Annotated in this window: 11 protein-coding genes; 7 read left to right on the plus strand and 4 right to left on the minus strand. The window is 54.7% G+C overall.

Annotated features, from left to right (window positions below):
- Positions 1-24 precede the first annotated feature (24 nt).
- From QQJ87_RS06775 to QQJ87_RS06785, 3 genes are read left to right on the plus strand one after another with little or no spacing between them, the layout of a single operon-like run.
- Entirely contained in the window at positions 25-1,695 is a 1,671-nt protein-coding gene (locus tag QQJ87_RS06775) for a GMC family oxidoreductase (RefSeq protein ID WP_284280735.1), read from the plus strand.
- Positions 1,692-4,145 carry a flavin-containing monooxygenase gene (locus tag QQJ87_RS06780; RefSeq protein ID WP_284280737.1) on the plus strand — a complete coding sequence of 818 codons (2,454 nt, stop codon included), beginning with the start codon at positions 1,692-1,694 and terminating at the stop codon, positions 4,143-4,145. The genes QQJ87_RS06775 and QQJ87_RS06780 overlap by 4 nt, the downstream gene beginning before the upstream one ends.
- 21 nt (positions 4,146-4,166) lie before the next feature.
- A complete protein-coding gene (locus tag QQJ87_RS06785; RefSeq protein WP_284280738.1) occupies positions 4,167-5,201 on the plus strand; it encodes a putative solute-binding protein in 1,035 nt (344 codons plus the stop codon).
- A gap of 24 nt (positions 5,202-5,225) precedes the next feature.
- Here the strand turns inward: QQJ87_RS06785 and QQJ87_RS06790 are convergent, their stop codons facing one another.
- The gene (locus QQJ87_RS06790; RefSeq protein WP_431310085.1) at positions 5,226-6,233 is read right to left on the minus strand and encodes a TRAP transporter substrate-binding protein; all 1,008 of its coding nucleotides are present in this window, start codon (positions 6,231-6,233) and stop codon (positions 5,226-5,228) included.
- A gap of 119 nt (positions 6,234-6,352) precedes the next feature.
- Here QQJ87_RS06790 and QQJ87_RS06795 point away from each other — a divergent pair, with 119 nt between their 5' ends.
- Both QQJ87_RS06795 and QQJ87_RS06800 read left to right on the plus strand, forming a co-directional pair.
- A complete protein-coding gene (locus tag QQJ87_RS06795) occupies positions 6,353-8,335 on the plus strand; it encodes a two-component system sensor histidine kinase NtrB (RefSeq protein WP_284280743.1) in 1,983 nt (660 codons plus the stop codon).
- Positions 8,325-8,996 carry a response regulator transcription factor gene (locus tag QQJ87_RS06800; RefSeq protein WP_284280744.1) on the plus strand — a complete coding sequence of 224 codons (672 nt, stop codon included), beginning with the start codon at positions 8,325-8,327 and terminating at the stop codon, positions 8,994-8,996. The genes QQJ87_RS06795 and QQJ87_RS06800 overlap by 11 nt, the downstream gene beginning before the upstream one ends.
- Here QQJ87_RS06800 and QQJ87_RS06805 read toward each other — a convergent pair.
- The 3 genes from QQJ87_RS06805 to QQJ87_RS06815 form a co-directional block, all read right to left on the minus strand.
- Positions 8,975-9,538 (minus strand): hypothetical protein, encoded by a 564-nt coding sequence (locus tag QQJ87_RS06805; RefSeq protein WP_284280745.1) that lies wholly within the window; start codon positions 9,536-9,538, stop codon positions 8,975-8,977. The two genes, QQJ87_RS06800 and QQJ87_RS06805, sit on opposite strands and share 22 nt — an antisense overlap.
- A gap of 3 nt (positions 9,539-9,541) precedes the next feature.
- Complete coding sequence (locus QQJ87_RS06810) at positions 9,542-10,984, minus strand: chloride channel protein (protein WP_284280746.1); 1,443 nt, start codon at positions 10,982-10,984, stop codon at positions 9,542-9,544.
- Between the two features lie 120 nt (positions 10,985-11,104).
- Complete coding sequence (locus QQJ87_RS06815) at positions 11,105-12,808, minus strand: DEAD/DEAH box helicase (protein WP_284280747.1); 1,704 nt, start codon at positions 12,806-12,808, stop codon at positions 11,105-11,107.
- Between the two features lie 274 nt (positions 12,809-13,082).
- Between QQJ87_RS06815 and QQJ87_RS06820 the strand changes: the two genes are divergently transcribed.
- Both QQJ87_RS06820 and QQJ87_RS06825 read left to right on the plus strand, forming a co-directional pair.
- A complete protein-coding gene (locus QQJ87_RS06820) occupies positions 13,083-13,637 on the plus strand; it encodes a thioredoxin family protein (protein WP_284280748.1) in 555 nt (184 codons plus the stop codon).
- Between the two features lie 124 nt (positions 13,638-13,761).
- Positions 13,762-14,310: a hypothetical protein gene (locus QQJ87_RS06825; RefSeq protein WP_284280749.1), complete on the plus strand. Its 549-nt coding sequence runs from the start codon at positions 13,762-13,764 to the stop codon at positions 14,308-14,310.
- Positions 14,311-14,350: the final 40 nt, after the last annotated feature.

A 14,350-nucleotide genomic window follows, 5' to 3' on the forward strand; every position in this document is an offset into this window, starting at 1 on the left:
CCAATTCACAATGGAGACAAGACAATGAGACAAGTATTCGATTACGTCGTAGTGGGTGGTGGTTCCGGCGGGTGTGTGATGGCCGGGCGACTCAGTGAAGACCCGTCGGTCAGTGTCTGTGTGCTGGAGGCCGGTGGCGGCGGCAACAGTGCGATCATCAACACGCCGGCAGGCGCGGTCGCAATGCTGCCCACGAAGCTGAACAACTGGGCTTTTGAGACCACGCCGCAATCGGGTTTGAATGGTCGCAAGGGTTATCAGCCCCGCGGTAAAGCGCTGGGTGGGTCGTCCGCAGTGAATGCCATGGTTTATATCCGCGGTCAAAAGCAGGATTACGACCATTGGGCCGCCCTGGGCAACGCTGGCTGGAGTTACGACGAGGTGTTGCCTTATTTCAAACTGTCCGAATCCAATGAGCGGATTCACAATGAGTACCACGGACAACACGGCCCTTTGAGTGTCAGTGACTTGCGTACCGACAATCCATTTCAGCAGGATTACCTGGCCGCCGCGCGAGAAGCGGGCTATCCCGTCACTGACGATTTCAACGGAGCTGACCAGGAAGGCGTGGGCATCTACCAGGTGACCCAAAAACACGGTGAACGCTGGAGTGCGGCGCGTGCCTATTTGTTGCCCCACATGGACAACCGCGAAAACCTGGTGGTTCACACCCATGCGCTTGTTCAAAAAATCGAGTTTCAAGGCAAGCGGGCTGTGGCCGTGGAAGTGGAAATAAAGGGGCAGACCCATCGCATCGAAGCCACGCGGGAAATTATTTTGGCGGCGGGCGCTTTCCAGACGCCTCAACTTTTGATGGTTTCGGGTGTGGGCGATTCTTCAGAGCTGGCCAGTCAGGGTATTGAGTGTCGCCATCATCTGCCCGGTGTGGGTAAAAATCTGCACGACCATCCCGATTTTATTTTTGGCTACAAGACACGCAGTACAGACAACCTGGGCGTGTCATTGAAAGGCAGCGTTCGCATGATTCGCGAAATGCTGCGCTACAAGCGCGAAAGACGCGGCATGTTGAGCAGCAATTTTGCCGAAGGCGGCGGATTCCTGAAAACCGATCCGACTCTGGCTTCACCCGATGTTCAATTGCATTTCGTGATTGCCTTGGTGGATGATCACGCCCGCAATTTCCACATGGGGCACGGTTTTTCTTGCCACGTGTGTCTGCTCCAACCGAAGAGTCGGGGTTCTGTCGGCATTCAGAGCAAATCCATGAAAGATGCGCCGGTCATCGACATCGGCTTTTATCAAAACCCTGAGGACCTTGAGGTCATGGTCAAGGGTTACAAACTGACTCAAAAGTTGATGCAGGCCCCCTCACTGGCCAAGCACGTGGTGGAAGATTCGTTCACCGCCAACGTCAAAACAGACGACGACATTCGTGAAATTCTGCGCAATCGCACAGACACGGTTTACCACCCCGTAGGCACCTGCAAAATGGGCAATGATGACATGGCGGTTGTGGATGCCCAACTCCGCGTGCGCGGTCTGGAAGGGCTTCGCATCGTGGATTGCTCGGTCATGCCGACCGTGCCCAGCGGCAACACCAATGCGCCGATGATCATGATGGCTGAAAAAACAGTGGACATCATCCGCGGCTATTCACGCGTGGCTGCCGGCGCAGCCAACCCAACGAATGAGCAGCTTGAACAGGCTGAGCACCTGGCAGAGGTTTTGCCATGACCCGGCAGGTCTATGAAGTCATCGTCATCGGCGGTGGCTTTGCAGGCCTCGGTTTGGCGATAGAACTCAAGAAACAGTACCGTCATAATTTTCTGGTGCTGGAGAAGGGTGGCGACGTGGGTGGCGTCTGGCGCGAAAACACCTATCCGGGTGCCGCCTGCGATGTGCCCTCGCACCTGTATTCTTTTTCCTATGAGTTGAACCCGAACTGGGCGCATGTGTTTGCCCGTCAACCCGAGATACTGCAGTATCAGCGACACTGTGCCGACAAATACGGGGTACGTGAACACTTTCGGTTTAACACCGAGGTGCAGGGGGCAGACTTCGACGAGGCTGAAAATCGATGGCAGGTGCACACTCGCGACGGTGAGGTTTTGTATTGTCGGGCTCTGGTGACTGCGATGGGGCAATTGAGTGCACCCAGCCTGCCAAATCTTCCGGGCATTGAGCGTTTTCAGGGGGACAGTTTTCACTCGGCGCGCTGGAATCACGATTGTGACCTGAAAGGCAAGCGAGTGGCCGTTGTCGGTACCGGGGCTTCCGCCATTCAGTTTGTACCGGCGATTGTAGATCAGGTGGACAAGCTGGTTTTGTTTCAGCGCAGTCCTTCGTACATCATGTCCAGGCCAGACAGGCCGCATACCCAGTTTGAAAAGGCAATGTGGTCGCGTTTCCCGGTGCTGATGAGGCTGCATCGCCTGCGCATTTATCTTCAGTACGAAAGTCGTGCATTGGCTTTTACCCGCTTTCGTGGCTTGATGAAATTCGCAGTGGAAAGACCGTTTAAGCGTTTGCTGGCCAAGTCCGTCAGTGACCCTCAGTTGCGCGAACAATTGGTGCCCAGCTATCCCGTGGGTTGCAAGCGCATTCTGTTGTCCAGCGACTATTTGACCGCGATGGCCAAGCCCAATTTGCAGTTGGTCACCGAATCGATCGCCGAGGTCTCGCCGTCGGGCATTCGAACCAAAGACGGCTCGGATTATCCGGTTGACGTGATTATTTACGGCACCGGTTTTGCCGCGACGCAATTCTTGACCCCTTTGCGCATTCGCGGTCTGGACGGATTGGACCTGAATGCGGCTTGGTCGCAAGGGGCCAAGGCTCATCTGGGCATGTCGGTTCCCGGCTTTCCCAATTTCTACATGTTGTATGGTCCCAACACCAACCTGGGTCACAATTCCATCATTTACATGTTGGAAAGCCAGATCAGGTACTTGACCCGCACCTTGGCGCGGCAGCGTGACACGCATGCCGACCGGGTGGAGGTGTCCGACTCTGTGTATCAGCGCTTTAACAAGTCCATACAGGCGGCGTTTTCCCACACCGTATGGAATGGGTGTAAAAGCTGGTATGTCGATGACAAGGGGCACAACAGCACGGGCTGGCCGGGGTTTACATTCACTTTTCGTGCATTGACCGCCCGTTCAAGCCTTCGAGAATTTCAATTCACGTCCGCGCGTCATCCACTGGTTCCTTCTGATTTGCCCGTCACCGTCCACGCGGCGGCTGACCCGCTCGACAACGCCTTGGCCGCCTTTTTCAGGGGTTTTTTGCGAGTTGCCTTTCGGGTGCCGGTGGGCAAGCCCTTTGGGGTTTGGGTGCAACGTGCGGTGGTTGGTTTGTTGTCACCCCTAATGCCGGGTTGTTCTGGCGTGTTTCGTTACCGCGAAACACTGGCTGGCGTTCCGACGGGCATCACCGTACCCAGGGCAGGCGAGTCGGGCAAAGTCGTGTTGTATTTGCACGGGGGCGCCTATTGTCTTGGGTCGGCCTCCACACATCGCAGCATCACCTCGCGCCTGGCTGTGCACTCCGGTGCGGTGGTTTATACACCCAATTACAGGCTTGCACCTGAACATCCGTACCCGGCTCAAATAGAAGACGCGCTTGCCTGCTATCAGGCCTTGTTGGCCAAGGGCATTTCGCCTGCGCAAATCACGGTGATGGGCGACTCGGCAGGGGGCGGTCTTGCAGTGGCACTTGCGCTTCAGCTGAAGGCGCTGGGCTTGCCACAGCCCGCTGGCTTGGGTTTGATCTCCCCATTTGTCGATCCCGCCATGTCGGGTGAAAGCCTGCGCACCAAAGCCAACGAAGACCCGATGGTTCGACAGGGGTGGCTTGAGCAGGGCGCGGCTTGGCTGAAGGTGCCGCCTACCGCTCGATGTTTTTATCCCTTGGAGGAGAGCCTTGCTGGTTTGCCCCCCTTGTTCATTCAGGTTGGCGAACAGGAAATACTGCTTTCCGATTCGCTCAGGCTGGCAGTCAAGGCCCGGCAGGACGGTGTGCCGTGCGAACTGAACTTGCACCAGCGCCGTTGGCATGTGTTTCATCTGCAGGCTTTTTACCTGTCGTCAGCGCGCAAGGCCATCCAGTCTCTGGCGATATTCGTTACTTATTCAAACAAAAACAAGCAGTACCAGGAAGAAACGGTCTGGAAAAAGGCCGCATGACAAAACCACTAGGAGGATGACATGAAGACAGCAGTAAAAATGGGGGTGTTGACTCTGGCCTTGGCCAGCGGACCAGTCATGGCCAAGCAAGCCGTATGTGTGTACGACCTGCTCGGCACCACAGGCGACATTTACAACATGGCCAAAGACTGGGCATTGCCCGCCAAGGGTTGGGGGGCTGACGTTGAATTGGTCGGTTACACCGACGAACGGGTGGCCACTCAGGACTTCATCACTGGGAAGTGTGATGCGCTCATGGCCACTGGTTTCCGGACGCGCCAATTCAACCCCGTGGCCGCTTCAATTGACTCATTGGGTGCCTCTTCGGTCGTGAAAGACAACAAAGTGGACATCAATGCCAGTTACGAGGTTGTTCATCGGACCATTCAGGTGTTTTCCTCTTCCGCCGCGGGCAAGCTGATGAAACGGGGCGATTATGAGGTTGCAGGCATCATTCCTTTCGGAACGGCTTTTCCGATTGTGAATGACCGCAACATCAAAACGGTGGAAGGTCTGGCTGGGAAAAAGATTGCCGCATTCGATTACGACAAGGCCCAAGCCGTCATGATCCAAAAAATCGGCGCTCAGCCGGTGTCTGCCGACATCACCAACTTCGCGGCCAAGTTCAACAACGGTTCCGTGGACATGATTGCTGCACCTGCGCTGGCTTACAAGCCGCTTGAACTGTATCGGGGCATCGGCACCAAGGGTGCAATCAACCGCTTTCCAATTCTGATTCTCACCTATCAGATGATTGTTCGCGATTCCAAATTTCCAGCCGGCTTTGCTGAAAAGTCCAGAACTTACTGGCTGGGACAATTTGGTCGAGCCCGCGATCTGATCAAGAAGGCCGAGGCAGAAATTCCAGCCGGAACCTGGAGCGATCTCACCCCAGAGAACATGCTCAAGTACACCGTCATGTTGCGGGAATCGCGAGAAGACATCGCCAACCAGGGGATCTACAACAAAACGGGTTTGCGGATCATGAAGAAGATTCGTTGTGGCGTAAACCCCGCCAGCGCGGAATGCGCCACCAACTCGGAAACCTGGCAGTAAAATCGGGCAGTGAAAACCGGTGTGTTACCGGTTTTCACTCAATGATTTGATTTGCTCAATCAAATTGCGGTCAATGCGACCTTCCATCTTGACTTGAACCGGTGCCAGGGCTTTACGCCAAGTCTCACGTTCCTGAGGGGTCAGATCGACCACTTGAACACCCGGTGATTTTCGGATGGCGTCCAGCGCTGCCTTGTTCAGTTTGGCGGCTTCGTCGTTGTTTTTCTGGGTTGCATCCGCAATGCATTGTTCCAGAATGACGCGCAGGTCCCCTGGCAGGCTCGTCCAGAATTTCTTGTTGACGATCACCGCGTAACCCAGATAACCATGGTTGGTGACTGCCACGTATTTCTGTACTTCCTGCATTCGCTGGGTGTAAAAGTTGGAAGGGGGGTTTTCAGTGCCGTCCACCAGCCCACTTTGCAGCGCCGGGTAAACATCCGAAAACGCCAGAGGCACCGAAATGGCGCCCAGTTCGTTCATTTGGGCTTCCAGCGTTCTGGAAGGCTGAATGCGCATCCGCTTGTTTTTAAGGTCTGAAGGCAGGCGAAGTGGGCTGTTGCTGCTCATGACCTTAAAACCATTGTCCCAGAATGCAAGACCCAGTATGCCGCGAGACGACAGTTGATCCAGCAGGGCATGACCAATTTCACCTTGGGTGACCTCGTGGAGCACTTTCTCGCTTGGGAAGATGTAGGGCAGATCGAAAACCTCGTAATCTTTCAATCCCAACTGCCCGAACTTGGCCAGCGAGGGTGCCAGCATTTGCACTGCACCCAGTTGCAAGGCTTCAAGCTCATCTTTGTCTTTGTACAGCGAGGCGTTGGGGTAAATATCGACGCGAACTCGTCCTTTGGTTCGCATTTCTGCCAATCGCTTGAATTCGAGTGCGGCAATTCCTTTGGGTGTGTTTGGAGCCACCACATGGCTGAACTTGATCACGATTGGGGCAGCTTGTGCGAGGCTGGTGGCCAGCACACTGACAACGAGAACCAAAATGGTCTTGACCAAAGACCTTCCAGGGCAAACCATAAATACATCTTCCAATTTCAAGGGCAAGAGCTTAAAACTTACGCGAGCGCCGTGTTTCCCACATTGTGGGTTTCCACATCCAGTGTGTTGGGGTTTGAAATTCATGGCAAGATTTCAGCATGATCCAGTTCAACTACCACCACCCCACACTCAAGAAAATACAGCGCCGCCAGGCCGTTCGGTTCGGCGTGCCTGCACTTGTTTTTGTACTCCTGATGGGGCTGCTCGTGGCTGCTGTCTATTACGCGCAGCAAGACGAACGCGAGGGCAACCAGGCCAAGTTGATTGCAGACACTCTGTGGGCCAGGCAAAACATCCAGTTTCAAATGGAAAGCCTCACCACACCACTGCATGCATTGGCCAATGATTCGCTGATCTATTATTCCAGCAAACTGCCCCTTGGAGTCAGTCAGCTCATCAAAAGTTCAGGCGAACTGATCGCCGTCTTCAAAGACAAAGATCTTGAAACGGTCAGTTACAACCAGAACCAGCTCAAAGACGTTGACCTGCAGCCCATCGTCAATCAGATCAAAACTGAAGTCGACCAACGCGTCGATTCACGTTTGGGCGGATTTATTGGTCCCTTTGTCCGACATGGCCGCCCCTACATTGCCTCGGTGGGCATCGGCTTGCACGGCAGCTCGGTGATTGTCGGCATCATTGATCTGGGTCTACTGCTCGACAAAGAATTGCCCTGGTGGTTCGCACAAGACAATGAAGTAGAGCTTCTGGATGCCGGGGGGTCTACGCTGGTTCGGCAGGTGAAGGGCAAGTCCGGGCTCGGCATTTATGTGCACACCACCTCGCTGGATCTTGGTGGTTTGCCTTTTCAGTTGCGGGTCAACAGTGGCAGTGAGGGTCCAAAGCTGTTCAACTATGGTATCACCGCAGCGTTGGCATTTCTGCTGGTGTTGTTGGCGATCAGCTTTTTCATGCTTTGGCGAGACTCCCGAAAACGCCTGCAAATTGAGGCCAGTCTCGAAGAAGAACGACAGTTCCGCCAATCCATGCAAGACTCCATGGCGGTCGGTCTGCGGGTGTGGGGGCTGGACGGCGTCATTCGGTATGTCAATCCGGCGTTTTGTAAAATGGTGGGTTATGCGCCCGAGGAATTGATTGATCGTCCTCAACCTTTGCCGTATTGGCCGGTCAACAACACCGAGAGTTACCGTCAGCTTGTCGAGCGGGTCATGGCAGGCAATGCACCACCAGAAGGGTTTGAAACGGTCTATCACCACAAAGACGGCCGCCTGATTGATGTGCTGATTGTAGAGGCTCCCTTAAAGGACACACATGGCAACCAAGTGGGTTGGATGAGCTCTGTGATTGACATCACAGATCGCAAAAAATCGGAAGCACTAGTCGCCGAGCAGCGCGAAAAGCTGCAGGCAGCGTCCCGGTTTGCGCTTGTGGGCGAAGTGGCATCCAACATTGCCCATGAATTGAACCAACCCCTGGCCACCATGGTGTCCTTTGCCCAGGCAGGCATGAATCTAAGTCAGCGGGGTGGCAACGTTGAAATGTATGTTCAGTTGTTCGAAAAGCTGAGGGACCAAGCTCAACGCGCGGGTCGAGTGGTCGGTTCTGTGCAGAACCTGGTCCGAAAACGCAAACCCATGCGTGAGCAGGTTCGTCTGGGCGATATCATTGAATCTGTTCGGTTCAGCGTCAATTCACTGGCGGTCAAATACCGCGTGAATCTGCATTTTGATTTGGGTGATCCTGCACTTGTTCTTTCGATTGATCGAATCATGGTGGAGCAGGCTTTGGTCAATCTGGTCAAGAATGCATCCGAGGCTTTTACGGCCTCTCAGAGAATTCGGAACGTCTGGGTTTTGGCGCGGGTCCGAGAGGGTTGTTTCGAGTTGGCTGTCCGCGATGACGGACCAGGGTTCAGCTTGAACAACACTGAGCGAATGTTTGAAGCATTGGTGTCAACCAAGCCAGACGGGCTTGGCTTGGGGCTCAGTCTATGCCGTTCCGTGGCCGAGGCGCACGGCGGGCGTCTGAAGGCCGAGCCAGTTCCCACCGGTGGAACATGCTTCACCATGGATTTGCCGATGGCACTTATAGAGAAGGTTGAGCTAGTGGATGTCCGATAGAGCGCAAGACCCCTTGTTACTGGTGCTTGATGACGATCACGATCTTCGTGAGGGTTTGACCTGGATGTTTGAAACCTCGGACATTCACGTCAAAGGCTACGGCAATTTTCAGGCATTCAGCGCCGATCTCGATTCAGTTTTTCAGTCGGGCAAAGAATTGTGCTTGTTGCTGGACCTTCGCATGCCCGACATGTCAGGACTGGAAGTGTTCCGGTGGCTGAAAAACCAGGGATACAGTCTTGACAGAATGCCTGTGATTTTCTTGACCGGTCACGGTGACATTTCTACCGCCGTCGAGGCGGTAAAAGACGGCGCGTTCGATTTTTACGAAAAACCCACCACCGATGAACGGCTGATTGAACGGGTTCGCGAGGCTTTGAGAAAGTCTCGGGAGTTTCTGGACAATCAATCTGTGTTGAAGCAGTGGTCAGATCGAATCAACAAACTCTCTCCGCGAGAACGTCAGGTCATGCTGTATGTCGCCAAAGGCAAGCTCAACAAAGTGATCGCCGCTGAACTCGATATTTCCATGCGCACAGTCGAAGTGCACCGTGCCAATGTTTTTGACAAATTGAAAGTTCGTTCAGCCGCCGAATTGGCCACATTGCTCAGCAAGCTGGGTGATCTGTTTGGTTTTGATCACTCGGATGGACTGGAATAAATTTCCACCACGCGCGGATTTTTCAGCGAGTGCTCAAGTACGGGCGACACCGTGGCCGGGCTTAATTCGAGTATCAGCACTTTGCGGGCCAAACGATCCTTTCGGAAGTAGTCTTTGATGGCTTGTAGCCGCTGGCTGGCCACCGCCAGATCGAATTCGCTGCTGCTTTCTTGCAGTGAGCTTGACCGAATTAAAAGCGGGCCCGTTTCTCGCGATTTCACCCTGTCGCTGAGTTGTTGCAGTTTGGGCAGGCAATCTGCTGGAATTTCGCTCGAACCGACATCGAAGTACACGAGCAGCTCCAGTTTGCGCCCCATGGTTTTGCTGTCGTTGAGGCTGTCGGCCGTCTTGTTGCTGCCCGCAAGTGACTTCACCAAACCTTCGTATAAATCCACGGAAAGTGGATTTCCACACTGCATGGCTGGGTCTTCAAGATTGCTGATCCAGTCGCTTTTTGGGGTGGCTTCGAATGCCTCGGCCGCTTGCGATGAGTTCAGTCCCAATAGAGGTAAAAGGACAATCAGCAGGACGGCCCGAATCAAATCCTAGCCCTTGTCAATTCTTGTTTCATTGACGGTCGGGGGGAGGCTCACCGGATCGATTTGCACAGCGTTTTCGGGGGTTTCTGCCTGCACAGGCTCTTCCGATTGCACTGCCGTGGTCTCCTGTGGCTCTGGCTGGGCAAAGCTTAAGCGAATATTGTTGGCCAGCATGTGGTACACCGACGCGGGAATAATGCGTCTGCTGACCTGTGTGGCGATGGCAGATACAAAAATCAGTGGCATGACCAATTCGTGGTTGTCCACCATTTCCAGCACAATCACGAAGGCTGTGATCGGGCAGTGTGTGACTGCTGACATGACACCCACCATGGCCAGCATCATAAACGGCGCCGTGTCTTGGTGAATCAGATTGGCAAAGAAATGACCGAAACCCGCACCGATCGACAGTGTAGGAGAAAACAGACCACCCGGCACGCCACTGACAAACGAAACCACTGTGGCCACCATTTTGGTCAGCCAGTAAGTGGCGGGCAGATCTTGACTTTCCTGCAGGGCCATTTTGGTGTCTTCATAGCCTGCGCCCATGACGTGGTGGCCAAATACCAGCGCCATTAGAGAGAGCACGATGCCGCAGGCACAGGCAAATCGGTAAGGGTGACGCTTTCGGTAATCGCCCCAAAAGCCACGATCAGACACCAACACCAACATGGAGCGGGCATACAGTCCACCGATAATTCCTGTGCAAATCGCCAAAACCAGAATCGGAAACCATTCTTGACGCCAGTCGATTGTGGCGTTTGAGTAGCCGAAATAGGAATAATTGCCTTGAATGGAAAGCGCAACGAGACCAGACAAGACCACCGCCATCAAAAGGCTGGAGGTGTGCTTGATCACGCGGCGGCTGCCCAGTTCTTCAAAGGCGAACATCAATCCGCCCAGTGGCGTGTTAAAAGCGGCCGCAACGCCAGCTGCGCCGCCACAAATGATCAGAGAGCGCGTGTCGAATACCTTGGCAATTCCAGGCCAGCGTCTGCTGTAGGCCAGTAGCGTTGCTCCAATTTGAACCGTGGGCCCTTCACGGCCGGCGGCTGCACCGGCAGCCAGTACAAAAGGAGTCAGAATGAACTTGCCCAGCATGGAACGAGGCCCGAGCAGGTGCGTCATGATTCGGGGTTTGGGGTGCTTGATCACTTTGATGGCTTGCGGAATGCCGCTGCCCTCAGAACCCCAGAAGTAGTTTTTGACCAGCCACACCACCACCGGAAATACAATGGGGGGCAAAAGGAGTGCAAGGAAAGTGTGGTTGGCGTAGAACTCGTTGTTCCACTTGATGGCCTTGTCGGCAAGCATGGCGAACGCCACAGCCACCATTCCCAAGAGTAGCGACAGTACATAGACCATCGACACAATGATACCCCGGTCGGCCAGAAACCTTGAAAACCGGGCGCTTTGCTTGATCCATCTGCTGGGTGGTTTTAACAACACTTTGCCTGACTGCGATTGAAGCGATGAGCGAAGCGGTAATTGTCGCACGAAAATGAAAAAACCCGGTGTTTTAAACCGGGTTTTTGACAAGAAAATGACCACCCCTGCGGGTGGGGAAGATCAAACCACGCGACGACGCGTGAAACCTGACCTGTCAGTTCGCAAACCAGGGCGAATGCCATCGCGACGTGCTGGCGCAGCATCGCTGCGAACCGTCGAGGCTTGGTCCCTGCGGTCACCTTTGAATGCAGGTTTGCCTGAGCGCACACCTTTGCCAGCTTCAGGCGTCGAGTTGAAGCGGCTTGCGTCGCGTCGATTGTCGCGGTCCGCAAATGCTGGACGACGGTCGTCCCGATCACCGAAGCTGCGACGCTCTTCACCCGCAGGTTTATTGCGGTTGTCAAAACGCGGCTTGTCGTCATACCGGGGTTTGTCGTTGAATCGTGGCTTGTCGTCAAAGCGAGGGCGATCTTCTCCTGCCGGGCGCGCTTCCTGCCTGCGAGAATCGCCATAACCGCCGCGTGACTCACCGCCGAATGAACGGTTTTCGCCGTAGCCACGACTTTCACCGAATGACTTCCGGCGACCTTCACCGAATCCGCCACGGCCACCACCGTTGCCACCACGGCCGCCGCGCTCATTGCCGCTGCGTGGAGGGGCTTTGGAGAAGTTGCCGCGTGGCTCCATGCCTTCGATCTGCTCTTCTGGAATTCGTGTGTTGATGAATCGCTCAATGGCCCGCACGCGCACAATGTCGCTGGCTTCCGCCAGGGTAATCGCGATACCGGAGCGACCGGCGCGACCGGTACGGCCAATGCGGTGAACATAATCTTCCGGCTTCATGGGCATGCCGTAGTTGATCACGTGTGAAATGGCTGGCACATCCAGTCCTCGGGCAGCGACATCAGTGGCCACCAGAATCTTGATGTCACCTTTGCGAACGCTGGCCAGTCTGCGGTTACGCACCACCTGTGGCATGGCACCGTGCAGTGCGGCAGCGCGAACGCCTTCATCACTCAGGGCGCGGGCCAGTTCTTCGGCGTCGCTTTGTGTGCTGGTAAACACCACAGCTTGCACCAGGTCTTCGCTTTCCAGCCAGTGGTTCAGCAAACGGCGTTTGTGACCGCGGTTGTCGGCCCAGTGCAGCTTCTGTGACACATCGGTGTTGGTTTCGTTGCTGGCAGACAGCTCAATGCGCTTGGGCTGGTTCATGATGTTTTCGGCCAGACCAACAATGCGTTTGGCAAAGGTGGCAGAGAACATCATCGTCTGACCACGGTTTTTGCACAGGTTGTCCAGGGCTTCCAGGTCCGGAGCGAAACCGAGGTCCAGCATGCGGTCGGCTTCGTCAATGATCAGCGTTCTGATTTTTGACAGGTTCAGTTTGCCTTGTTGTGCAAGGTCCAGCAGGCGACCGGGGGTGCCGACAACCAGGCGGGCACCACGCAGTGATGCCATTTGCTTGCCGTAGGGCATGCCGCCAACCACGGTGGCCACGCGCAAGCCTTTGAATGCTTTTACCAGATTGATGGCGTCTTGACTGACCTGGTTGGCCAGTTCACGGGTGGGGCACAGCACCAGCACTTCAGGGCCGTCCAGTGCTTCCATGGCGGATTGTTCGACGGTCATCATGCGGTGCATGACGGGCAACAGGAACGCGAATGTTTTGCCGCTGCCTGTCTGGCTGCTGACCATGTAGTCGCCTCCGACCATGGCTTGAGGCACGATCGCGATCTGTACGGGTGTCGGTGTGCTGATTTCTAGAAAAGAGAGGGCTTTGAGCAAAGGCTCAGCAAGGCCCATTTCGTCAAATGACGTAGACATGGTGAATTATCCCAACAATAAATGGAACTGAATAAACATCGACAACAGAAAATACAGAACGTACAGGCAGAGCGTGTGGCTCAGTGAACGTGAAGCGACTGGCGGCGATGGGCGTGTGCATCAAGCACATACAAAGGCAACCCAACGCGGTCCAGTAAAGATGGGGTTAAAATGACCCGTTGATTTGCAATCTGCGCGCAGTGTACCCTGTTTGTGTGCATTGCACAAGAAAAGCTGCAACACATTGTTTCACTTAGAGGAGTTTTTCAAACACATGGCTGTTAGCACACCCGGTTTTGACCCTGAGTTCTCTGCGCCCGATTTCAAGTTGCTATCCACGCATGGCGACTGGATTACGCTGAATGATGCGAAGGGGCCTCGTGGCTTGCTGGTCATGTTTATCTGCAACCATTGCCCGTATGTTCAGGCGGTGCTGGATCGTCTGGTTCGTGATGCGCATGCCTTGATGGACGAGGGCATTGGCGTCGTCGCCATCAATTCCAACGACACCGAGGCTTATCCCGAGGATTCTTTCGAGAACATGTCGCACCTGGCCAGTACCATGGGTTTTCGCTTTCCTTTTGTGATTGACAGCACGCAGACGGTGGCGCGGGCTTACGATGCAGTGTGTACTCCAGACTTTTTCGGCTTCAATGCCGACTTGAAATTGCGCTACCGCGGTCGTTTGGATGCCTCTGGCAGAAACCCGGCACCGCCCGACAGTCGCAGAGACCTCTTTCTCGCCATGCAAGAGGTGGCGCGAACTGGCACCACCAGTGAGCAGCAGGTGCCCAGCATGGGGTGTTCCATCAAGTGGAAGACAATCTGAAATTGGTCAGCAGCCTGAATTCTTTTTTGACAGCACCATAAACTTTCCCGATTTTGTGACGTTAGATTTTCTGTAGCGTTGAGAAAATCTGCCGCGGCTTCTGGCCGTGGCCCGAGGGTTCGTCATGAAAAAACTGAAATTGCTCATGGTTGTTGGTGCAACCGGTCTGCTAAGTTCCTGCAATTTGTCCGAAATTCCAGGGCTGGACAATCACCTGTCTCTGGAGGACAGCAAGGCCATTGGCGCCGCCTGCCGACATTCAGGGCGTGCGCTTGAGGATTGTTTCAAGATGAATCCGATGGCGCATCAGGCGGGCATCTTTGACGGCTGGCGCGACATGAACGATTACATGATGTCGAACAATTTGGCAATTGTGAAACCTCAAATCCAAAACTCGGCTTATGAGCCGGGCAAGGCCGCTGGCGGTGCTGCTGCCGAAGGTCAGCCTCACAGTGATGTCACCGACACGGCACCCGATCGTGAACGATGGACGCCACCCGGTGTGGACAAAGACAGCAAGGCCGGCAGTGAAAACGCCAAAGTGGCAGAATCCAAGCCCGACAACGCCAAGGCTGATGACAAGGCAGGGGGAGCCCAAAAGGTGCCCGAGGCTGCTGTCGACAAGCCGCTTCGTCCTTGGGAGCGCAAAAAGGATCCCAAAAATCACACCTGACCTGCCACTTTGTCCAATGGGCCTGCGCAGGTAAGCTGTT

The organism is Limnobacter litoralis, from assembly GCF_030160455.1.
Classification (GTDB): Bacteria; Pseudomonadota; Gammaproteobacteria; order Burkholderiales; family Burkholderiaceae_B; genus Limnobacter; species Limnobacter litoralis.

Bases quoted from the DNA above. Each gene is read 5' to 3' on its own strand.
- QQJ87_RS06775 (WP_284280735.1), top strand. From the start codon at position 25: ATGAGACAAGTATTCGATTACGTCGTAGTGGGTGGTGGTTCCGGCGGG.
- QQJ87_RS06780 (WP_284280737.1), top strand. From the start codon at position 1,692: ATGACCCGGCAGGTCTATGAAGTCATCGTCATCGGCGGTGGCTTTGCA.
- QQJ87_RS06785 (WP_284280738.1), top strand. From the start codon at position 4,167: ATGAAGACAGCAGTAAAAATGGGGGTGTTGACTCTGGCCTTGGCCAGC.
- QQJ87_RS06790 (WP_431310085.1), bottom strand. From the start codon at position 6,233: ATGGTTTGCCCTGGAAGGTCTTTGGTCAAGACCATTTTGGTTCTCGTT.
- QQJ87_RS06795 (WP_284280743.1), top strand. From the start codon at position 6,353: ATGATCCAGTTCAACTACCACCACCCCACACTCAAGAAAATACAGCGC.
- QQJ87_RS06800 (WP_284280744.1), top strand. From the start codon at position 8,325: ATGTCCGATAGAGCGCAAGACCCCTTGTTACTGGTGCTTGATGACGAT.
- QQJ87_RS06815 (WP_284280747.1), bottom strand. From the start codon at position 12,808: ATGTCTACGTCATTTGACGAAATGGGCCTTGCTGAGCCTTTGCTCAAA.
- QQJ87_RS06820 (WP_284280748.1), top strand. From the start codon at position 13,083: ATGGCTGTTAGCACACCCGGTTTTGACCCTGAGTTCTCTGCGCCCGAT.
- QQJ87_RS06825 (WP_284280749.1), top strand. From the start codon at position 13,762: ATGAAAAAACTGAAATTGCTCATGGTTGTTGGTGCAACCGGTCTGCTA.